Genomic DNA, 21,841 nt, shown 5'->3' on the forward strand with positions numbered 1-21,841 from the left:
TAGCGTATCGCCAAAATTTAGCCTACACGTTTCACATCGCCGACCAGCAGGATATAAGACAGCGCGCCGATCAGCGCCACCACGGAGATATAAACCAGTGCCGGGCCAAAGCCATAATCCTGCGCCAGATAACCAATCACCAGCGGTACGGTGATACCACCCAGTCCGCCAACAAAGTTAAACACCCCACCGGTCAGGCCGATCAGGCGCATCGGCGCCAGGGAGGAGACCAGCGACCAGGTGATAGACGCAAAGCCGTTGCCGAAGAATGCCAGCGCCATCAGCGCCATGATCCACACGGGGTCGTTGGTATAGTTCGCCCCCATGATGCAGGTGGAGATCAGCAGCCCGCAGATAATCGGCGTTTTGCGCGCTACGCCCAGCGAGTAACCTTTTTTCACCAGCTTATCCGCCAGCCAGCCGGAGAGCAGGACGCCAAAAAACGCGGCGAGGAAGGGCACCGTGGTCATAAAACCGGCCTTCAGCGCGGTGATGCCTTTTTCCTGGGTTAGGTAGTTCGGGAACCAGGTCAGGAAGAACCACAGCGTCGAGGTAACCGCGAACTGCCCAAGGTAAACGCCAACCAGCTTACGGTGAAAGACCAGCTTCCAGTCCGCTTTTGATAACGGTTGACGCGCCTCTTTCTTCAGCGGCGCATCGCCATCCACCAGGCCGCCGCCGTCGCGGATATAGTCGAGCTCGGCTTTGCTGATGCTTTTAGTCAGGCGCGGCGGTTGATAAACCTTAAACCAGATTAACGACCAGATAATGCCGATCCCGCCGGTAACGATAAATACCCAATGCCAGCTTAATAGCTCCTGGATCCAGATCAGTAGCGGCGTGAGGAAGGCCAGGCCCACAAATTGCCCCGAGGTATAAAACCCGACGGCAGAGGCGCGTTCGTGCTCCGGGAACCAGCTGGTCACCATGCGGTTATTGGTCGGGAAGGCTGGCGCTTCGAAGATGCCGGTAATGGCGCGTAAACCGATAAGCGACATTAAGCCGGTGGCGAAGCCTTGTAACAACGTCGCCACGGACCAGCCAAATATAGCGATAAAGTAGGTAAGCCGGGATCCCACGCGGTCAAGGAACCAACCGCCAGGGATCTGACAGAGGGTATACAGCCAGGCAAAGGCGGAAAATACGTAGCCCATTTCCGCTTTGCTAATACCAAACTCCTCCTGAATATGCGCCGAGGCGACGGCGAGGTTGGCGCGGTCAACATAACAAATAACCACGGTAATAAAGATCATGATGAGCGTCAGATAACGGCGACGCCCGGTTTTTACAGCGGTAACTGAAATATCCATCGCAATCTGTCTCCAGATTTTGGGCATAGCGAAGCCGCTCACCATGCCCGGTAATTTACAGAGGGTGTTTTTGTTTTTTATTAATAACTATGTTGCGATGCGCTAAATAATTCGTGCTGGGGAAAGGCGGCAAATTTTCGCATCCCTGGGAGCATACAATAGTATGTGACCAGGGTAAGAAAATGCAGCCAACGCATCACCAGTGCGAAGTATGACGCGCATTTACCATTCGGCGACAGATCCATCCTCATACCGCCACAACGGATTTCGCCAGTCCGGCGCATTTTTACTTAACTCAATCACGCGGGCCTCATCAATTTCTACGCCCAGCCCCGGCTTCATCAGAGGTTTAAAGAAGCCGCCTTCCATATTGAAATCTTCTTTATTTTTCACAAAATCAAGCAGTTCTGCGCCTTTGTTGTAGTGGATCCCCATGCTCTGCTCCTGGAAGACCGCGTTATGTGAAACGAAATCGACGTGCAGACAAGCGGCCAGCGCGATCGGCCCCAGCGGGCAGTGCGGCGCCAGCCCAACGTCATAGGCTTCCGCCATTCCGGCAATTTTATAGCATTCGGTAATACCGCCTGCGTGCGACAAATCGGGCTGTAAAATAGCCACCCCGCCCGCTTCCAGTACTCGTTTAAATTCAAAGCGCGAGAACATACGTTCGCCGGCGGCAATTGGAATATGCGTTTGCGCCGCCAGCCGTGGATAATATTCCGCCTGCTCGGCTAATACCGGCTCCTCAATAAATAACGGGCGATATGGCTCCAGCTCTTTAATTAATACTTTGGCCATCGGCGCGCTAACGCGGCCATGAAAATCGAGACCAAACTCAATTTCATTGCCAAACGCTTCGCGGATTTGCGCTACGGTATTCACCGCCGCGTCAACCGCGCGGGAATTATCGATGAGCCCCATCTCTTCGCAGCCGTTTAATTTAAAGGTGTCGAAACCAATGCCGCGCAGCTTCTTAATCCCGTCAATTACTTCGGCGGGGCGGTCGCCGCCCACCCAGCTGTAGGCTTTAATTTTGTCACGCACCAGCCCGCCCATCAGTTGCCAGACCGGGGCATTCAGAACCTTACCTTTAATATCCCATAGCGCCTGGTCAATACCGGCGATGGCGCTCATCATAATCGGGCCGCCGCGATAAAAGCCGCCGCGGTACATCACCTGCCACAGGTCGTTAATCCGCGCCGGATCCTGGCCAATCAGGTAGTCGCCAAATTCATGAACGGCCGCCTCCACCGTGCGGGCGCGCCCTTCAATCACCGGTTCGCCCCAGCCGACAATGCCTTCATCGGTTTCAATCTTCAGGAACATCCAACGCGGAGGTAAACGGTACGTGGTGATATTGGTTATTTTCATTTCACTGCCTCTCGATATGCTTTTACGAATGCGGCTGCCTGTTGCGCGGTACGTTCAACCGGCTGGCCGGCGCGATAGAGATCGCTACCCAGCCCAGCCCCCACACAACCGGCATTAATCCACTGCGCCAGGTTTTCCGGCGTCACGCCGCCAACGGCAAAGACCGGAACCTCCGGCGGCAACACGGCTTTCAACGCTTTGATGTAATCCGGTCCAAAAGCCGATGACGGGAAGATTTTCAGCGCCTGCGCGCCGGCATCGAGCGCGCTAAAGGCTTCACTGGCGGTGGCGCAGCCTGGGCACACAGTCATGCCGTAACCCACCGCTCGCCGGATCACTTCCGGTTGAATGTTTGGCGTCACAATCAGCCGACAGCCCATGGCCGCCAGCCTGTCGACCTGCTCCGGTTGCAGCACGGTGCCCGCGCCGATAAGCGCCTGCTCGCCGTAAGCGTCGACGACCTGCGGAATACTTTTCTCCCACTGCGGCGAGTTCAGCGGGATTTCGACTGCGTCGAAACCGGCGTCGATAACGGCGCCAACGTGAGCCAGCGCCTCGTCTGGCGTAACGCCGCGCAGGATAGCGATAAGCGGAAGGTTAGTTTGCCACTGCATAAGCGATGCTCCTTATTCCTGTCTGAAATGCCGTATCGCCCGCAACCGCGGTGACTTCGCGGCCAATGGCGGCGAATGCCTGCTGATAGCGGGACGTTAACGATGATCCGGCGACGAGGCCGATCGCCTGCTGTCCGGCGAACGTGTCGCTGAGGGTGGCAACTTCAGCGCCAATCAGCAGGCCGGAAAGAAATTCGCTAACCTGCTCGCGAGGCAGCGCGCCCAGCACGTGCGAAGCGCGAACTTCAAACAGCTGCGGCAAGACGGCGGGGTTGTTGATACCGCGCTGCAGACCGGCCGCGAATGCGGCAGCGGACGTCTCCTGCGGCGGTAAGCCGGCGCCCACCAGCGAGTGCTGAAGCAACAGATGATGCAACTCACCGGTCAAAACGGTACGAAAATCGTGAATTTGCAGGCGATCGGCCAGTACCCATTTGCAGTGGGTTCCCGGCATCACGTAGACAGATGAAGGGGCTAAGGCGCGTGCGCCCAGCAGTTGCGTTTCTTCTCCGCGCATGACGTTATGGTTATCGTCACGGGAAACGCAAAGACCGGGAATTATCCAGATATTATCGCCAACGGCAGTTAACTGCTGGCCAATGTCCGAGAAAGCGGCAGGAAGCGGCAAATAGGGGGCGATTTTCCAGCCCACGTTGCTGCCGACCATCCCTGCCATCACCACCGGTGTGGCGCCATCGCGCCAGTGTTGGGTAATTTCCGCTAACACCGCAGCGGGAGAGCGACCGTTCAGGCGCGTTACGCCTGCTTCAGATTGCCTGCTTTCCAGGCATTCTTCGCCGTGATAAAGCCAGGCGCGTAAATTCGTCGATCCCCAATCTATTGCGATGTAGCGAGCCGTCATGTGATTTCCTTGAGCCTTCGTGTCGAGCTGGCGATCATCGTCAACGCCGCCTGCTCCGCCGCGTCGCTATCCTGATGCCGAATGGCGTCAAATAGCGCTTTATGTTCCTGGAGGGTTTTCGGCATGTTGCCTTCATCGCCCATCCAGGTCCGTTCAAATACCGCCCGCTGCAGCGAACTGATCGCCACGCTAAGCTGCTGCAAAACCGGGTTATGTACTGACTGCAGCACCGCTTCGTGGTAACGAATATCGGCCTCGTTAAAGGCATCCCGGTTTTGGTTGTTGGCGATCATGTCATTGAGCGCCGACTCGATTTCCGCCAGATCGCTCGAGGTGGCGCGCTCTGCCGCCCAGCGGGCAATGGCGGGCTCGACCAGGTTGCGCACTTCACTCATCGCGCTGATAAGACGCGGGTCATAATCATTTTCCAGTACCCACTGCAGTACCTCGGTATCGAGGTAGTTCCACTGGTTTCTCGGAGCGACAAACGCGCCTCGGTAACGCTTCATTTCGATCAGCCGCTTCGCCATTAGCGAGCGAAATACTTCGCGGATGATGTTGCGCGAAGTTTCAAACTCTTCACACAGTTCCGCTTCGGCCGGTAGCGCTGAACCCGGTACGTACTTACCGCTGACAATCTGTTTGCCCAGCGTGATCACGATGCGATCGGTCTTATTGAGAGTCATGGAGAGTCCTTATGCTCTATGTGTACTCCTCTACTTTACCGTCGCTGCTGAATTTCGCCTCACTTTTGTACTACTAGCGTGATGTCAGGCGTCGTCGTCATGAGCTAAATGTAGTACAACATTATTGTGTTGTACTACAATTTAGATCACAAAAAGAACAATCCATAAAAATAAAAGTGCCTGTGGCCACGACAGTTGGCGCCGTCAAAGCTGGAAAGGAGGATAAAAAAGAGTTAGAACGCTTCGCCGACCTGGAAGTAAAAGCCGCTGCTGCCCTTACCGATACCGTAGTCGAGGCGAATATTAACGCGAGGTTTGAATTCAAAGCGGTAGCCGACGCCTGCCGAAGGTAACCAGCGTCCGTCATTCAGGGAATCAATAGATGGCCCCATGGTGCCCGCGCCGACCCAGGCAACAACGCCGTGTCGCCACGTCAACTGACGACGATATTCCAGCTGAGAGCTGACCACGTTTTTATCGCGGTAGCGCCCCTGGTAGTAGCCGCGCATACGCTCATCGCTGCCGAGCAGCGGCATCATGCTCCACGGCACATCGCCCTGGGTGAAGGTGCCATCCGCTTCCCAGGCCAGCACGCTTTTATCGCTCAGGGCCTGATAGCGGCTGTAGTGCAGGCGAAATTCATCAAATCGCGTGTCGCTGCCGAGTCCCGGCGCATAGTGGGTATAGCGAAAATCGGCGTATTGGCCCTTGCGTGGGTTGGGGACAAAATCGCGATCGTCCCAGTTGATATCGATACTGGCGCCGGAACTGAATACCGACGGCCCCTGTGGAGTGTTTTCTATTTTCGGCAGATCGTCATGGTCCATCTCATCGGCATTTTGCGCCGCCAGCGACCACCCCGCCCCCAGATAAACATTGTCGATGAGCTGCCGGTAGATCATCGGGCGCAATGTCAGCACCTGGGCGGTATATTTTTCTTTCTCATTGTCTTTGTCGCCGGCGTGAAAACCTTGTCCCCAGTAGTAAGTCGGTGTGTTGGCCATCGAGCCTTCAACAAAAACCCGCCACAAATCGTTGTCGAAAAAGGCATAGTTTTTAACGCTGAGGCCAAACGCGCCTGTCGAGCTGACGTAGCCGCTAAGCGTCAGCGTGGAGTTCTGGCTGATGGTGTCATGTGGGTCCGGGCGATACATGCCCACAACAGCCGTACCCAATCCAAGCCCCAGCTCCGGCGTATAAAATGGCCCCGGCATCACGCCCCAGTCGATGCCTTTGCTGGCGTCAAACTTGTCGCTGGCGCCAAGGTTCTGTAACCAGCCGTCGATTTCCTCGCGGATGAGCGCCTGCGCCTGTGCCTGCCCAATAACAAGGCAGGTTAACAACAACAGGATAGGGTTAAACGGTCGGCTCAAAAGCGATACTCGCCGGCGATAAAGAAGCTATTACGTTCGGCAAAACCAAACTCCGTAGTGATATTAAAATTCCGGGTCATCTCATACTGCGCGCCCACCAGCACGTTCCACGGCGACTGCAGATGCTGTTTCACATCAAAGCGACCGTTGCCGTTCTTATTGGCCAGATTGACCATGTTTTGCAGCATCGTCGACGGCATCGACAGATCGTTCAGGCTGCCCTTAAATTCTTGCTGCACATCCTGATACATGCTGCCAACCCAGACATTCAGCTTCCCGTTCGGCAGATGCAGCGCATCTACCGACGGCGTATTGAAACGATAGCCCAAACGCGGCGAAAAGGTAAAAGCATCAATGCTGCCGTCGAGGATATCAAAACGCGTCTGCGTATAGTTGGCGTCTAAAACCGTGAACCAGTTGCCAACGCCGCCCACCAGCGTGGTACCGACGCCGTAGGTAGTGCCTTTAAAATCAAGGCGAAAATCAAGATTCTGCATACCTGGCATGGGCACCACTTTGCCATTCGGCCCTTTCAGGCCGACGGCAATTTGCGAGATAGAATGGCCTTTAGTATGTCCAACCAGGCCATAGACGTTCATAAACGGCAGCAGCCAGGCATCCAGCTTAAGCGTCTCGGTTTTGCTACTTTCTCGCGTATTACCGACGCCAATCTGGAAGGCGTTATCCAGTGAAAAATTACCTAACGATAAACCGGTAAAATTAATGCTATCGACATTAATATTCTGCCGCATATCCATGTAGTTAACGCCGACACCAAAAGGCAGCGGTAGGACATAGCCGTGCTTTCTGGCTTCATCGCCTAAAAAAGGCAATACCGATGTCGACTCCGGCGCCGCGGCCTGGCTATTGTCAGGCGCGGGCAGATCCGCCGGTTCGCTACCGTGCCAGGCGTATACGGGTTCAGGTTCTGCGGCCGCGCAGGCCTGAAAAGAGGAAAAAGGCAGCGCAACCAACATCAAAAAGTGATTTTTATTCATAGGAATATGATGTTAGTTATTAACGTATTGTTAAAAGGGGGCTGGTAGCTTATAGAATCCCCTGCGCTGATTAAGGGATTTAAATGCGGATTAACATCTATTCATGAAAAAAGAGAAGACAGGCCCGGAGAATTCCGGGCCTGAGATTGATGACAAACCTCATGCAACCGTTGCACTTACAAATTGCACCAGACAAAAAACATGGAAAATCAATTTATTGATTTTCGGCTGATAACCACAAAGAAGGAAAAACCACGCTTTTTCCTTCTTTGTCAGCAGTCTGAGGCCCGGAGAATTCCGGGCCCGAAATGCGCTTAGGCTAAAACGTATTTTTCAATGGCGAAGGCTACGCCATCTTCAAGGTTCGATTTGGTGACGAAATTCGCCGCTTCTTTAACGGTCGGGATAGCGTTATCCATCGCCACGCCGACGCCGGCAAATTCAATCATCGCAATATCGTTTTCCTGATCGCCAATCGCCATAATTTCTTCCGGCTTAATACCCAGCGTATCGGCCAGCGACTTCACGCCGGTGCCTTTATTGACGCGTTTATCGAGGATTTCGAGGAAGTACGGCGCGCTTTTCAGCACGGTATACTTCTCTTTCACTTCCGCCGGAATACGAGCGATGGCCCGATCGAGAACGGCAGGCTCATCGATCATCATCACCTTCAGCAGCTGAATATTACGGTCCATCTTTTCTGCTTCGCAGAATACCAGCGGAATGGTCGCCACGTAGGATTCATGCACCGTGTAGTAGCTGATATCGCGGTTCGCGGTATAAAGCGTATTACGATCGAGCGCATGGAAATGCGAGCCAACGTCGCGAGAGAGTTGCTCAAGGAAGCGATAATCATCGTAGCTTAACGCCGTTTGTGCCACGGTGCTGCCGTCGCTGGCTTTCTGAACCAGCGCGCCGTTATAGGTGATGCAGTAGTCGCCCGGCTGTTCCATGTGCAACTCTTTCAGGTAGCTATGAACACCAGCGTAAGGGCGACCAGTCGTCAGCACCACGTTAACGCCGCGGGCGCGCGCTGCCGCGATGGCGGTTTTCACCGCCGGAGAAATGGTATGGTCCGGCAGCAACAGCGTGCCGTCCATATCAATTGCAATCAGTTTAATAGCCATGGGATCCCCGGGTAAGATGAGTCTTCACTCATGCTAACGCGATTCCGCTCAAAAAACAGCTCTCGCAACGGGAGAAAACGAGGATGGATTGCGTGGGAGGATTCCTCTTTTGCCGCAAAAGAAAAACCCGGCAGCGCAACGCATACCGGGTTTAGCAAAGCCGTGGCCCCGGTAGACATTATGTCGCCGGGGAAATACAGGCTTAGATATCGATGTTCGCCGCTTTCAGGGCGTTCTCTTCGATAAAGGCGCGACGCGGTTCAACGGCATCGCCCATCAGGGTGGTGAACAGCTGGTCGGCGGCAATCGCATCCTTCACGGTGACGCGCAGCATGCGGCGGCTGTCCGGATCCATGGTGGTTTCCCACAGCTGATCCGGGTTCATCTCGCCCAGACCTTTATAACGCTGGATAGAGAGGCCGCGACGCGACTCTTTCACCAGCCAGTCGAGCGCCTGTTCGAAGCTAGCTACCGGCTGGCGGCGCTCGCCGCGTTCGATAAACGCGTCGTCTTCGATAAGCCCGCGCAGCTTCTCGCCGAGGGTGCAGATGCGGCGGTATTCCGCGCCGGTGATGAACTCGTTATCCAGCGGGTAGTCGGTATCGACGCCGTGGGTACGCACGCGCACGATAGGCTCGAACTGCTGCAACTCGCTGTTTTCACGAATATCAAACTTCCACTGGCTGCCGTGCTGCTCTTTTTCGTTCAGCTCGCTAATCAGCTGATTAACCCAGCGGGTGACGGTCTGCTCGTTGCTCAGATCGGCTTCGGCCAGCGTCGGCTGATAGATAAGCTCTTTCAGCATCGCTTTCGGGAAACGGCGCTCCATGCGGCCAATCATTTTCTGCGTCGCGTTGTACTCGGCCACCAGTTTTTCCAGTGACTCGCCGGCTAAGGCCGGTGCGCTGGCGTTGGTGTGCAGGGTCGCGCCGTCGAGCGCGATGGAGATCTGGTACTGATCCATCGCTTCGTCGTCTTTAATGTACTGTTCCTGCTTGCCTTTCTTCACTTTGTACAGCGGCGGCTGAGCAATGTAAACGTGACCGCGTTCAACGATTTCCGGCATCTGACGATAGAAGAAGGTCAACAGCAGGGTACGAATGTGCGAGCCGTCGACGTCCGCATCGGTCATGATGATGATGCTGTGATAACGCAGTTTATCCGGGTTGTACTCATCGCGGCCGATGCCGCAGCCCAGCGCGGTGATAAGCGTGGCTACTTCCTGAGAAGAGAGCATTTTATCGAAGCGGGCTTTCTCAACGTTAAGGATTTTACCCTTCAGCGGCAGGATAGCCTGGTTCTTACGGTTACGGCCCTGTTTCGCAGAGCCGCCCGCGGAGTCCCCTTCCACGAGGTACAGTTCAGACAGCGCCGGGTCGCGTTCCTGGCAATCCGCCAGTTTGCCCGGCAGGCCTGCCAGGTCAAGCGCGCCTTTACGACGGGTCATTTCACGGGCGCGACGCGCGGCTTCACGCGCACGCGCGGCGTCGATAATTTTGCCGACCACGATTTTCGCATCGGACGGGTTTTCCAGCAGGTATTCGCTCAGCAGTTCGTTCATCTGCTGTTCAACCGCCGATTTCACCTCGGAGGAGACCAGCTTGTCTTTAGTCTGAGAGGAGAACTTCGGATCCGGCACCTTTACGGAAACCACGGCAATCAGGCCTTCACGCGCATCGTCGCCGGTAGCGCTGACTTTCGCCTTTTTGCTGTAGCCTTCTTTATCCATGTAGGCGTTCAGGGTACGGGTCATCGCCGCGCGGAAGCCCGCCAGGTGAGTACCGCCGTCGCGCTGCGGAATGTTGTTGGTAAAGCAGTAGATGTTTTCCTGGAAACCATCGTTCCACTGCAGCGCCACTTCAACGCCAATACCGTCTTTTTCGGTGGAGAAATAGAAGATATTCGGGTGGATCGGCGTTTTGTTCTTGTTGAGATACTCAACAAACGCCTTGATGCCGCCTTCGTAGTGGAAATGGTCTTCTTTGCCGTCGCGCTTATCGCGCAGGCGGATAGAGACCCCGGAGTTGAGGAACGACAGCTCGCGCAGACGTTTCGCCAGGATTTCGTATTCGAATTCAGTGACGTTGGTAAAGGTTTCCAGGCTTGGCCAGAAACGCACCATGGTACCGGTGCTTTCGGTTTCACCGGTTACCGCCAGCGGCGCCTGCGGCACACCGTGCTCATAAATTTGTTTGTGAACTTTGTTATCGCGTTGGATAACCAGCTCCAGCTTCTGCGACAGGGCGTTAACCACCGAGACGCCTACGCCGTGCAGACCGCCGGACACTTTATAGGAGTTATCATCGAATTTACCGCCGGCGTGCAGGACGGTCATGATAACTTCCGCCGCGGAGACGCCCTCTTCCGGGTGAATGCCGGTTGGGATGCCGCGGCCGTCATCCTGTACGGAGACGGAGTTATCGCTGTGGATAGTAACAACGATGTCTTTACAGTAACCTGCGAGCGCTTCGTCGATAGCGTTATCCACAACCTCGAATACCATGTGGTGCAGACCGGTGCCGTCATCCGTGTCGCCGATATACATACCCGGGCGCTTACGCACCGCATCCAGCCCTTTCAGGACTTTGATACTGGAGGAGTCATAAGAATTCGACATCAACGTTTCTCGCTCATTTAATCTTGGGTTAATCCGTTATTTTACCCTTTTCCACGGTGAACATCTTCGAATTTTTGTCCGACATGTCCATTACGTGTTCAGCGCTGATTGCGCTGACGAAAACCTGCGATTGCGTGGCTTTTAAGCGGCTGGCAAGCAGCCCGCGCCGGGCATCGTCAAGCTCCGAGGCAAAATCATCTATCAGGTACAGGCAGCGCCGCCCGCTTTCGCGGGTCAGGAACTCGCCCTGCGCCAGTCGTAGGGCGCACATCAGCAGCTTAAGCTGCCCGCGCGACAAGGTGTCTTCCACCGGCGCCCCATCGGCGCGAATGCGAAAATCCGCTTTATGCGGACCGTGGGCGGTGTAGGTTAACATTCTGTCGCGTTCGAAATTCCGCTCCAGCACCTCGGCGTAGTCCGTTTCTTTTTCCCAGCCGCGCTGGAAAGAGAAGGTGAGGGTGAATTCCGGTAAAAATTGCTGACAGGTATCCGCCATGTCTTCGACAATAGCGGCGCTGTATTCGGCACGCCAGCGGCTGATTTGTTCCGCCAGCGGGATTAATTCCAGGTCCCACGGCCGCAGTTGCGCATAGCGGCTCACCTGGCGCAGCGCGGCGTTGCGCTGTTTCAGCAGGCGCTTCAGGTTGCTCCAGGCGGTGAAGAATCCGGCTTCGTTATGAAAGCATCCCCAATCAAGGAACGCTCTTCTGTATTTGGGGCCGCCGTTGAGTAAAGTAAACCCCTCCGGCGTGATCAGCTGCATCGGCATCAGGTGCGCCAGTTCCGCCACCTTGTGGCCATCGGTGCCGTCGATACGCACTTTGCTGTCGCCCTGTTTGTCTTTGGTCAGGCCGATGGCGGTTTCCCGCTCTTCGCCCTGTAAACGCCCGTGCAGGACAAACGAATCCTGCTCGTGACGAATTACCCGGCCAATTTGCAAACTGCGAAACGCCCTGCCATGGCCGAGCGTATAGATAGCTTCCAGCACGCTGGTTTTGCCGCTGCCGTTTGCGCCAACCAGGAAGTTAAAGCTGGGGGATAAAGCGAGATCCGCATTTTCGATATTGCGGAAATCTTTGATAAGGAGTCGGGATAGCGACATATCAGCTCGTCATCATTCAAGGGGCGTGGGTGTCGCAGCCAGTTCGTCTACCGCCAGCGCGCAGAAAGCGGAGCGTACACGAAGTACGTGAGCATTTGCTCGCTCCGCTCGTCCTTCGGACCGTCTTACAGACGTCCAAAACGCATAGCGTTTTGTCGAGCACTGCCGGAAGGCGAAATGGCAAGTAAACCAGCCCCTTTGCAGATTCTACAATCTCATAGGCATGACAACATAGGCTGCGGATTGCGAAGCCGCATCCTCAATCTGCACGCTCGATACGGAATCCGTCAGCAGTATGCGCACATTCTCGCATTTCAGCGCATTGAGCACATCCAGCACGTAGCTAACGTTAAAGCCGATTTCCATCTCGCTGCCCGAATAAGTGACATCGAGAATCTCTTCCGCCTCTTCCTGTTCCGGGTTATTCGCGGTGATTTTCAGCTGGTTCTCGCTGACGTATAACCGCACGCCGCGGAATTTCTCGTTCGACAGAATTGCCGCGCGGGCAAAGGCCTGCTTGAGAATGTCGCAGCCGGCATCAAGGTGTTTATCCGGGTTTTTCGGCAATACGCGGCGATAGTCCGGGAAACGGCCATCAACCAGCTTCGAGGTGAAGATAAAATCGCCGACGTGAGCACGGATATTGTTGCTGCCGATCTGCACGCGCAGCGGCGTATCGCCGCCATCGAGCATACGCATCAGCTCAATCACCCCTTTACGCGGCACGATCACCGAATGGTTCGGCAGCGACTCTTCCAAAGGCATTGAACAAACCGCCAGACGGTGGCCATCGGTGGCGACGGTGCGCAGTTCGCTACCTTCGGTTTCAAACAGCATGCCGTTTAAGTAGTAACGAACGTCCTGGTGCGCCATCGAAAACTGGGTGGCTTCAATCAGGCGCTTCATCGTCGCCTGCGGCAGGGTAAATTCCACTTCGCTCTGCCAGTCGTCGAGATTCGGGAAATCGGCGGCAGGCAGGGTCGACAGCGAGAAGCGGCTGCGGCCGGAGCGCACCAGCATACGGTCGCCTTCGAGCTGCACGGCGATCTCCGCGCCTTCAGGCAGGCCGCGGCAGATATCAAAGAATTTACGCGCCGGAACGGTGGTGGCGCCCGCTTCGTGCGGCTGAATCAGCGACACGCGCGCGACCATTTCCATTTCCAGATCGGTACCGGTTAGCGACAGCGTGCCGTCCGCGACCTGAAGCAGCAGGTTACCGAGAATTGGCAGCGTCGGACGACCACCTAACGGACCGCTCACCTGTTGCAGCGGTTTTAATAAATGTTCACGTTCTACGGTAAATTTCATAGCGTCACGAGGATAATGTTCTGATTAAATTGGAAAAATCTTCTTTAATATCGTGGCTTTCTTCACGCAACTGCTCAATCTTACGGCAGGCGTGCAGCACGGTGGTATGGTCGCGGCCGCCAAACGCATCGCCGATTTCCGGCAGGCTGTGGTTAGTCAGCTCTTTGGCCAGCGCCATCGCCATCTGGCGTGGGCGCGCCACCGAACGGGAGCGGCGTTTGGACAGCAGGTCCGCTACCTTAATCTTGTAATACTCCGCCACCGTCTTTTGAATATTGTCGATGGTGACTAATTTTTCCTGCAGCGCCAGTAAATCGCGCAGCGCTTCGCGCACGAAATCGATGGTGATCGCCCGGCCGGTAAAGTTGGCGTTAGCAATGACGCGGTTCAGCGCCCCTTCCAGCTCACGCACGTTTGAACGCAGACGCTTAGCGATAAAGAACGCGACTTCGCCCGGCAGGCGGATATCGTTCTCATCGGCTTTCTTCATCAGGATCGCGACGCGGGTTTCCAGTTCAGGCGGCTCGATCGCCACCGTCAGGCCCCAGCCAAAGCGCGATTTCAGACGATCCTCAACGCCGTTGATCTCTTTTGGATAACGATCCGAAGTGAGGATGATCTGCTGATTACCTTCCAGCAAGGCATTGAAGGTGTGGAAGAACTCTTCCTGCGAACGCTCTTTATTGGCGAAGAACTGAATATCATCGATCAGCAGGGCGTCAACGGAGCGGTAATAGCGTTTAAATTCTTCGATGGCGTTGTTTTGCAGGGCTTTTACCATGTCCTGCACGAAACGCTCGGAGTGCATATAAACCACTTTAGCATTTGGCTTACGCGCCACAATGCCGTTGCCGACGGCGTGCAACAGGTGGGTTTTACCCAGACCGGTGCCGCCATAAAGGAACAGCGGGTTATACGCGCCGCCCGGGTTATCGGCCACCTGACGCGCCGCCGCGCGTGCCAGCTGGTTAGATTTACCCTCGACAAAGTTATCAAACGTATGCTTGACGTTGACGTTGGAACGGTAGGTGGGCTCTGCCGGCGCTGGAACGTTATCCCAGCCCTGACGGGCGACAGCCGGCGCGACGCGCGCGGTTTGCACCTGAGCGGCCGGGATCGCCGTGGCGACGTTGGCCGTCCCCTGGTGGGACGGCGCCGCAGGCTTCGCGCCCACTTCAAAGCGCAGCTGTGGGGCGTCCGCACCACAAAAGTCATTGAGGAGCCCATTGATATTATTGAGGTATTTGTCCCTTACCCAATCGAGCACAAAACGGTTTGGCGCATACAGTGCCAGCGTGTTATCGCTCAGTTCCGCCTGCAATGGGCGGATCCACATGCTGAATTCTGTGGCTGGTAACTCATCCTGCAATCGGGCAAGACACTGCTGCCAAAGCGAAAGTGACACGGCGGACTCCACTCGAACATAAAATCGATATAAAAGAAAAACTGAAACAATCGTGATTGTTGGCACACGTCGCAAGACCCTGCATTAGCCGAAAAAGCCCCTGCGCAAAAGGGGTGACGTGCGAACCGCTATTTGCGGTTTTACCCGGGACGGATCCGTGGATCGCGATCGGGACCGGGGATCATAGCCTAAACTGAGAAAGAGATCTTGTGTTTCTCAACAGATTCTTCCCGATTTATCCACAGGAGGATCGAAACCGGGTAAGTGTAATCGATCCTGGCGAGAGTGCGGCACGATTTCGCCCGCATATTGGAAAAATTAATGAGCTATGCCGGTTTTGAACAGAATTGATCTAACAAAGATCCTTTACGATCCTTGCGCTTTACCCGCCAGGCCGTATAATCCCCCACCCGGCGCGTAACGCCCGTTTTCGCAACTCGTCTCAGCTTATTTTTTGTGCGGCAAGGTGCGAGAAATAAGGAAAGAGAATTGACTCCGGAGTGTACAATTATTACAATCCGGCCTCTTTAATCACCCACGCTGAGGCGTAAGTCGTTCGAAGTTCGTTCGGGTCTACGCAAAAGTCAGTGAATTTATTCAAGTTTAGGTAGAAATCGCCATGAAACGCACTTTTCAACCGTCTGTACTGAAGCGCAACCGTTCTCACGGCTTCCGTGCTCGTATGGCTAATAAAAATGGTCGTCAGGTTCTGGCACGTCGTCGTGCTAAAGGCCGCGCTCGTCTGACCGTTTCCAAGTAATAAAGCTAACCCTGCGTGGTTAAGCTAGCATTTCCCAGGGAGTTACGTTTGTTAACTCCCAGTCATTTCACTTTCGTCTTCCAGCAGCCACAACGGGCTGGCACGCCGCAAATCACCATCCTCGGCCGCCTGAATTCGCTGGGGCATCCCCGCATCGGTCTTACCGTCGCCAAGAAAAACGTTAAGCGCGCGCATGAACGCAATCGGATTAAACGTCTGACGCGTGAAAGCTTCCGTTTACGTCAACATGAACTCCCGCCAATGGATTTCGTGGTGGTGGCAAAGAAAGGGGTTGCCGACCTCGATAACCGTGCTCTCTCGGAAGCGTTGGAAAAATTATGGCGCCGCCATTGTCGCCTGGCTCGCGGGTCCTGATAGGCCTTATCAGGGTCTATCAGCGCCTGATTAGTCCGCTACTCGGGCCGCACTGTCGTTTCACGCCAACCTGTTCTCAATACGGAATTGAGGCATTGCGCAGGTTTGGAGTGATAAAAGGCAGTTGGTTGACGGTGAAACGCGTATTAAAATGCCACCCTTTACACCCTGGTGGTGACGACCCCGTCCCGCCTGGACCATTTGATACCAGAGAACACTAACGATGGATTCGCAACGCAATCTTCTTATCATCGCTTTGTTGTTCGTGTCTTTCATGATCTGGCAAGCCTGGGAGCAGGACAAAAATCCGCAAACCCAGCAGCAGACCACGCAGACTACGACCACAGCAGCGGGTAGCGCCGCAGACCAGGGCGTACCGGCCAGTGGCCAGGGGAAACTGATTACGGTTAAAACTGATGTGCTTGATCTGACCATCAACACCAGCGGTGGTGATGTTGAGCAAGCGCTGCTTCCGGCTTACCCGAAAGCGCTGAAATCTACTGAACCGTTCCAGTTACTGGAAACCACGCCACAGTTTATCTATCAGGCACAGAGCGGCTTAACCGGTCGTGACGGCCCGGATAACCCGGCTAACGGCCCGCGTCCGCTGTATAACGCTGATAAAGATGCGTATGTACTGGCTGACGGCCAGAACGAAATCGTTATTCCGCTGACCTACACCGACAAAGCGGGCAACGTCTTCACCAAAACCTTCACCCTGAAACGCGGTGATTATGCGGTGAACGTTGGCTACAACGTGAAAAACGTCGGCGAAAAACCGCTGGAGATCTCCTCCTTCGGTCAGCTGAAGCAAACAGCAGCGCTGCCATCGAGCCGCGATACGCAAACCGGCGGTCTGTCTACCATGCACACCTTCCGTGGCGCGGCGTACTCCACTGCTGATTCGAAATACGAAAAATATAAATTCGATACTATCGTCGATAACGAAAACCTGAACGTCAGCACCAAAGACGGTTGGGTGGCGATGTTGCAGCAGTACTTCACCACCGCGTGGGTTCCGCATAACAACGGCACCAACAACTTCTATACCGCTAACCTCGGTAATGGCGTTGTCGCTATCGGCTATAAATCACAGCCGGTACTGGTGCAGCCAGGTCAAACCGACAAGCTGGAAAGTGTGCTGTGGGTCGGTCCGGCTCTGCAGGATAAAATGGCTGCCGTCGCGCCGCACCTGGATCTGACCGTCGACTACGGCTGGCTGTGGTTCATCTCCCAACCGCTGTTTAAGCTGCTGAAATTCATCCACGGCTTCCTCGGCAACTGGGGCTTCTCGATTATCGTTATCACCTTTATCGTTCGTGGCATCATGTACCCGCTGACTAAAGCGCAGTACACCTCCATGGCGAAGATGCGTATGCTGCAGCCGAAGATTCAGGCTATGCGCGAGCGTCTGGGCGACGATAAACAACGTCAAAGCCAGGAAATGATGGCGCTGTATAAAGCTGAAAAAGTTAACCCGCTGGGTGGCTGCTTCCCGCTGATTATTCAGATGCCTATCTTCCTTGCTCTGTACTACATGCTGAGCGCCTCGGTTGAACTGCGTCATGCGCCGTTTATCCTGTGGATCCATGACCTGTCCGCGCAAGACCCGTACTACATCCTGCCGATCATCATGGGCGCGACCATGTTCTTCATCCAGAAGATGTCGCCGACCACCGTGACCGACCCGATGCAGCAGAAGATCATGACCTTTATGCCGGTCATCTTCACGGTGTTCTTCCTGTGGTTCCCGTCTGGTCTGGTGGTGTACTACATCGTCAGCAACCTGGTAACCATTATTCAGCAGCAGCTGATTTACCGTGGTCTGGAGAAGCGTGGCCTGCATAGCCGCGAGAAGAAAAAATCCTGATTCGGTGTAGGCCGGATAAGGCGAAGCCGCCATCCGGCAATGCGCGCCGGGTTGCCTGATGGCGCTAACGCTTATCAGGCCTACAATCAAAAGGCGGTCTAATGACCGCCTTTTTTTATTGCGATTTGAAGAGACATATCATGAGCCATAACGACACTATCGTCGCCCAGGCAACCCCACCGGGACGCGGGGGTGTGGGCATCCTGCGTATCTCCGGCCTTAAGGCGCGCGACGTCGCGCAGGCGGTACTCGGCAAGCTGCCGAAGCCGCGCTATGCCGACTACCTGCCGTTCAAAGACGCCGACGGTACGCCGCTGGATCAGGGGATTGCGCTGTGGTTTCCGGGGCCGAACTCCTTTACCGGCGAAGATGTCCTCGAACTGCAGGGCCACGGCGGCCCGGTCATTCTGGATCTGCTGCTCAAACGTATTCTGACCTTGCCCGGCGTTCGCATCGCCAATCCGGGCGAGTTTTCCGAGCGCGCGTTCCTCAACGACAAGCTCGACCTGGCGCAGGCAGAGGCCATCGCCGACCTTATCGACGCCAGCTCAGAGCAGGCGGCCCGTTCGGCGTTGAACTCCTTGCAAGGGGCCTTCTCCACGCGTGTGAACCATCTTGTGGAAGCGCTCACTCACCTGCGCATCTACGTGGAAGCGGCGATTGATTTCCCGGATGAAGAAATTGATTTCCTCTCCGACGGTAAAATTGAAGCCCAACTGAACGACGTGATCGCCGATCTCGATGCCGTCCGCGCCGAAGCCCGTCAGGGCAGCCTGCTGCGTGAGGGGATGAAAGTGGTGATCGCCGGGCGGCCAAACGCCGGTAAATCCAGCCTGCTAAACGCGCTGGCCGGACGCGAAGCGGCGATCGTCACCGATATCGCCGGCACCACCCGCGACGTACTGCGCGAACATATTCACATCGACGGTATGCCGCTGCATATCATCGATACCGCAGGCCTGCGTGACGCCAGTGATGAAGTGGAGCGTATCGGCATTGAACGCGCCTGGCAGGAAATTGAACAGGCGGATCGGGTGCTGTTTATGGTCGACGGTACCACCACCAGCGCCGTTGACCCGGCGGAGATCTGGCCGGACTTTATCGAGCGCCTGCCCGCTAAGCTGCCGATTACCGTGGTGCGTAATAAAGCCGACGTCACCGGCGAAGCGCTGGGGCTCAGCGAAGTAAATGGCCACTCACTAATCCGCCTGTCGGCGCGTACCGGTGAAGGGGTCGAGGTGCTGCGCAACCACCTTAAGCAGAGCATGGGCTTCGATACCAACATGGAAGGCGGCTTCCTCGCCCGTCGTCGCCACCTGCAAGCGCTGGAAACGGCTGCGGACCATCTGCAGCAGGGCAAAGCGCAGTTGCTGGGCGCCTGGGCCGGTGAATTACTGGCGGAAGAGCTACGTCTGTCGCAACAGGCATTAAGCGAAATCACCGGCGAATTTACCTCTGACGACCTGCTGGGCCGCATCTTCTCCAGTTTCTGTATTGGTAAGTAAGCCTTACTGGTAAGCATCTACTAACCCGCCATAACCATCTGTTATGGCGGTTTTTTTTATTTGATTGCCTTAATCACATCAACTCTGTGAAGCAATCAACTGTTTTTCCTTTCAGGAAAAGAGTGTTGTCCAAATGGCAACTCGTACTCCCTGGCGTTAGCCACTATGCTGTACGCCATTCTTATTGCGAGGGTCCTATGGCACGCTTTCTTATCTGCAGTTTCGCATTGGTACTGCTCTATCCATCCGGCATTGATATGTATCTGGTCGGTCTACCGCGCATCGCCCAGGATCTTGGCGCCAGCGAGGCACAGCTGCATATCGCCTTTTCGGTCTATTTAGCCGGCATGGCTACCGCGATGCTTTTTGCCGGGCGAGCGGCGGATAAATCCGGGCGTAAACCGGTCGCGATTTTCGGCGCCATCACCTTCATACTGGCCTCGTTGTTGTGCTCGCAGGCGCATAACAGCACGCATTTCCTGATCGGCCGCTTTATCCAGGGGATCGGCGCGGGAAGCTGCTACGTCGTCGCCTTTGCCGTTCTGCGCGATACGCTGGACGAGCGCCGCCGCGCCAAGGTACTGTCGCTGCTTAATGGCATTACCTGCATTATTCCCGTCCTCGCGCCGGTACTTGGCCATCTGATCATGTTGAAATATCCGTGGCAGAGCCTGTTCTACACCATGACAGGCATGGGGGTGATGGTGGGGTTATTGTCGGTGTTTATCCTGCGTGAGACGCGCCCGAAAACGCATCCGCAGGCAGGCGCACAGCACAATGGCGCCGCTGAGTCGCTGCTAAACCGTTTTTTCCTCAGCCGCATAGTCATTACGACTCTCAGCGTCACCGCAATTTTGACCTACGTAAACGTCTCACCGGTACTGATGATGGAAGAGATGGGTTTCGACCGCGGAACTTATTCAATGGCGATGGCGCTGATGGCAATGGTCAGCATGGCCGTGTCGTTCTCCACGCCGTTCGCTCTGACGCTGTTTAAACCACGTACCCTGATGCTGACCTCGCAGACGTTGTTCCTTATCGCTGGCGTGGTATTGAGCCTCGCCGCCAGCCAGCCCATCACCATGCTGGGATTAGGTATGATCTGCGCGGGTTTCTCGGTTGGCTTTGGCGTCGCGATGAGCCAGGCGTTGGGGCCTTTCACGCTGCGGGCGGGCGTCGCCAGCTCCGCCCTCGGCATCGCCCAGGTCTGTGGTTCTTCGCTGTGGATTTGGCTGGCGGCTATCATTGGGCTTAGCGCCATGAATATGCTGATCGGGATACTCATTGCCTGTAGCATAGTCAGTATTGTTCTGATACTGGTCGTCTCGCCGGCGCGCGCGACGCAATATGATGAAGAAATCCCTGTCGAGTCTCGATCTTAACTTACTGTTATGTCTGCAGCTTCTGACCCAGGAGCGCAGCGTCACCCGCACGGCGAAACGGATGAACGTTTCGCCGTCGGCGGTGAGTAAATCATTGGCCAAGCTACGCACCTGGTTTGACGATCCGCTGTTTGTTAAAACACCGCTAGGGCTGGCGCCAACGCCGTTAATGAGCAGCATGGAGCAGGATCTTGCCGACTGGATGCAGATGGGCAATCAGATCCTCGATAAACCGCACCACACTATGCCAAGCGGCCTGAAGTTCGAGCTGGCGGCAGAATCACCGCTGCTGATGATCCTGTTCAACACCCTCTCCCAACAAATTTATCAACGTTATCCACAAGCGCTGATCCGTTTACGCAACTGGGATTACGACTCGCTGGATGCCATCATTCGCGGCGAGGTTGATATCGGTTTTTGCGGCAAGGAAACCCATCCGCGTTCGCGCGAACAGCTGAGCCTGCTGCCGTGGTATATCGATTTTGATGTCCTGTTTAGCGACCTGCCGCAGGTGTGGCTGCGCGCCGATCATCCGGCGCTCAATGAAGAGTGGAACCTGGCGGCTTTCCTGCGCTATCCGCACATCAATATCTGCTGGGAACAAAGCGATACCTGGGCGCTGGATGATGTGCTGCATGACCTGGGCCACAAACGGACCGTTGCCCTGACCCTACCCGGCTTTGAGCAGTCGCTGTTTATGGCGGCGCAACCAAATCACACCATGATAGCCACCGCGCCGCGCTACTGTCAGCACTACAATCAGCAACATCATCTGCCGCTGGTTTCGCGCCCGCTGCCGCTGGAGCCGCAGCTGCTGGAAAAAATGCGCGTGCCGTTTACCCTGCTGTGGCATAAGCGTAATAGCTATAATCCAAAGATCGTATGGCTCAGAGAGACCCTCAAACAGCTTTATTCCAATACGCTGTAGGGAAATTGCCCATCATCCTCACGTTGTTGCGCAAGAAATTGTAAAAGTCAGACATTATCCCTTCTCAAGGAAGAATTTCCGCATTAAAACCTGCTCATTGTGAGCGATAATATCATTCACAATTTTTATCTCTGACCATTAATCACGGAGCGACGAATGGCAACGCATTTTGCAAGAGGGATACTCAACACCAGGGAGCCGCTATCGACGCGTTTGTCGGCGGCATGTCATCAATCCGCACGTAACCT

The 21,841-nt window shown here is 55.3% G+C and carries 19 protein-coding genes; 7 read left to right on the forward strand and 12 right to left on the reverse strand.

The window, feature by feature from the left end:
* Positions 1 to 17: 17 nt before the first annotated feature.
* The 12 genes from ABLU86_RS12815 to dnaA form a co-directional block, all read right to left on the reverse strand.
* The gene (locus tag ABLU86_RS12815) at positions 18 to 1,355 is read right to left on the reverse strand and encodes an MFS transporter (protein WP_032706561.1); all 1,338 of its coding nucleotides are present in this window, start codon (positions 1,353 to 1,355) and stop codon (positions 18 to 20) included.
* Between the two features lie 177 nt (positions 1,356 to 1,532).
* Complete coding sequence (gene dgoD / locus ABLU86_RS12820; RefSeq protein WP_016946147.1) at positions 1,533 to 2,681, reverse strand: galactonate dehydratase; 1,149 nt, start codon at positions 2,679 to 2,681, stop codon at positions 1,533 to 1,535.
* Positions 2,678 to 3,295 (reverse strand): 2-dehydro-3-deoxy-6-phosphogalactonate aldolase, encoded by a 618-nt coding sequence (locus tag ABLU86_RS12825; RefSeq protein WP_047080118.1) that lies wholly within the window; start codon positions 3,293 to 3,295, stop codon positions 2,678 to 2,680. Before ABLU86_RS12825 ends, dgoD begins: the two co-directional genes overlap by 4 nt.
* Positions 3,279 to 4,157: a 2-dehydro-3-deoxygalactonokinase gene (locus ABLU86_RS12830; RefSeq protein WP_227393429.1), complete on the reverse strand. Its 879-nt coding sequence runs from the start codon at positions 4,155 to 4,157 to the stop codon at positions 3,279 to 3,281. Before ABLU86_RS12830 ends, ABLU86_RS12825 begins: the two co-directional genes overlap by 17 nt.
* Entirely contained in the window at positions 4,154 to 4,843 is a 690-nt protein-coding gene (gene dgoR, locus ABLU86_RS12835; protein ID WP_015369039.1) for a D-galactonate utilization transcriptional regulator DgoR, read from the reverse strand. The genes ABLU86_RS12830 and dgoR overlap by 4 nt, the downstream gene beginning before the upstream one ends.
* Positions 4,844 to 5,076: 233 nt before the next feature.
* Positions 5,077 to 6,216, reverse strand: coding sequence for an outer membrane protein assembly factor (locus ABLU86_RS12840; protein ID WP_260842000.1), 1,140 nt, complete (start codon positions 6,214 to 6,216; stop codon positions 5,077 to 5,079).
* Positions 6,213 to 7,214, reverse strand: a complete 1,002-nt coding sequence (locus tag ABLU86_RS12845; RefSeq protein WP_348796295.1) for a hypothetical protein — start codon at positions 7,212 to 7,214, stop codon at positions 6,213 to 6,215. Before ABLU86_RS12845 ends, ABLU86_RS12840 begins: the two co-directional genes overlap by 4 nt.
* 314 nt (positions 7,215 to 7,528) lie before the next feature.
* Positions 7,529 to 8,341, reverse strand: a complete 813-nt coding sequence (yidA, locus tag ABLU86_RS12850; protein WP_015369035.1) for a sugar-phosphatase — start codon at positions 8,339 to 8,341, stop codon at positions 7,529 to 7,531.
* Between the two features lie 202 nt (positions 8,342 to 8,543).
* Positions 8,544 to 10,958, reverse strand: coding sequence for a DNA topoisomerase (ATP-hydrolyzing) subunit B (gyrB, locus tag ABLU86_RS12855; protein WP_015703899.1), 2,415 nt, complete (start codon positions 10,956 to 10,958; stop codon positions 8,544 to 8,546).
* Positions 10,959 to 10,986: 28 nt separating this feature from the next.
* Positions 10,987 to 12,060 carry a DNA replication/repair protein RecF gene (gene recF, locus ABLU86_RS12860; protein WP_015369033.1) on the reverse strand — a complete coding sequence of 358 codons (1,074 nt, stop codon included), beginning with the start codon at positions 12,058 to 12,060 and terminating at the stop codon, positions 10,987 to 10,989.
* 207 nt (positions 12,061 to 12,267) lie between these two features.
* Entirely contained in the window at positions 12,268 to 13,368 is a 1,101-nt protein-coding gene (gene dnaN, locus ABLU86_RS12865; RefSeq protein ID WP_015369032.1) for a DNA polymerase III subunit beta, read from the reverse strand.
* Between the two features lie 4 nt (positions 13,369 to 13,372).
* Entirely contained in the window at positions 13,373 to 14,773 is a 1,401-nt protein-coding gene (gene dnaA / locus ABLU86_RS12870) for a chromosomal replication initiator protein DnaA (protein ID WP_015703901.1), read from the reverse strand.
* Between the two features lie 619 nt (positions 14,774 to 15,392).
* Here dnaA and rpmH point away from each other — a divergent pair.
* The 7 genes from rpmH to yidZ all read left to right on the forward strand — a co-directional run bounded on the left by rpmH (position 15,393) and on the right by yidZ (position 21,593).
* Positions 15,393 to 15,533 carry a 50S ribosomal protein L34 gene (gene rpmH / locus ABLU86_RS12875; protein ID WP_015369029.1) on the forward strand — a complete coding sequence of 47 codons (141 nt, stop codon included), beginning with the start codon at positions 15,393 to 15,395 and terminating at the stop codon, positions 15,531 to 15,533.
* A 15-nt stretch (positions 15,534 to 15,548) separates the two neighbouring features.
* Positions 15,549 to 15,908, forward strand: a complete 360-nt coding sequence (rnpA, locus tag ABLU86_RS12880) for a ribonuclease P protein component (protein ID WP_015703902.1) — start codon at positions 15,549 to 15,551, stop codon at positions 15,906 to 15,908.
* A complete protein-coding gene (gene yidD / locus ABLU86_RS12885; RefSeq protein WP_015703903.1) occupies positions 15,872 to 16,129 on the forward strand; it encodes a membrane protein insertion efficiency factor YidD in 258 nt (85 codons plus the stop codon). Before rnpA ends, yidD begins: the two co-directional genes overlap by 37 nt.
* Positions 16,130 to 16,131: 2 nt before the next feature.
* The gene (gene yidC, locus ABLU86_RS12890) at positions 16,132 to 17,778 is read left to right on the forward strand and encodes a membrane protein insertase YidC (protein WP_015369027.1); all 1,647 of its coding nucleotides are present in this window, start codon (positions 16,132 to 16,134) and stop codon (positions 17,776 to 17,778) included.
* 140 nt (positions 17,779 to 17,918) lie between these two features.
* Positions 17,919 to 19,283, forward strand: coding sequence for a tRNA uridine-5-carboxymethylaminomethyl(34) synthesis GTPase MnmE (gene mnmE, locus ABLU86_RS12895; RefSeq protein WP_348796296.1), 1,365 nt, complete (start codon positions 17,919 to 17,921; stop codon positions 19,281 to 19,283).
* A 197-nt stretch (positions 19,284 to 19,480) separates the two neighbouring features.
* Positions 19,481 to 20,665 (forward strand): MFS transporter, encoded by a 1,185-nt coding sequence (locus ABLU86_RS12900; RefSeq protein WP_348796297.1) that lies wholly within the window; start codon positions 19,481 to 19,483, stop codon positions 20,663 to 20,665.
* A complete protein-coding gene (gene yidZ, locus ABLU86_RS12905; protein WP_032709491.1) occupies positions 20,634 to 21,593 on the forward strand; it encodes an HTH-type transcriptional regulator YidZ in 960 nt (319 codons plus the stop codon). The genes ABLU86_RS12900 and yidZ overlap by 32 nt, the downstream gene beginning before the upstream one ends.
* Positions 21,594 to 21,841 lie beyond the last annotated feature (248 nt).

It is taken from the genome of Klebsiella sp. JN_Kp121, assembly GCF_040062145.1.
GTDB lineage: Bacteria > Pseudomonadota > Gammaproteobacteria > Enterobacterales > Enterobacteriaceae > Klebsiella > Klebsiella aerogenes.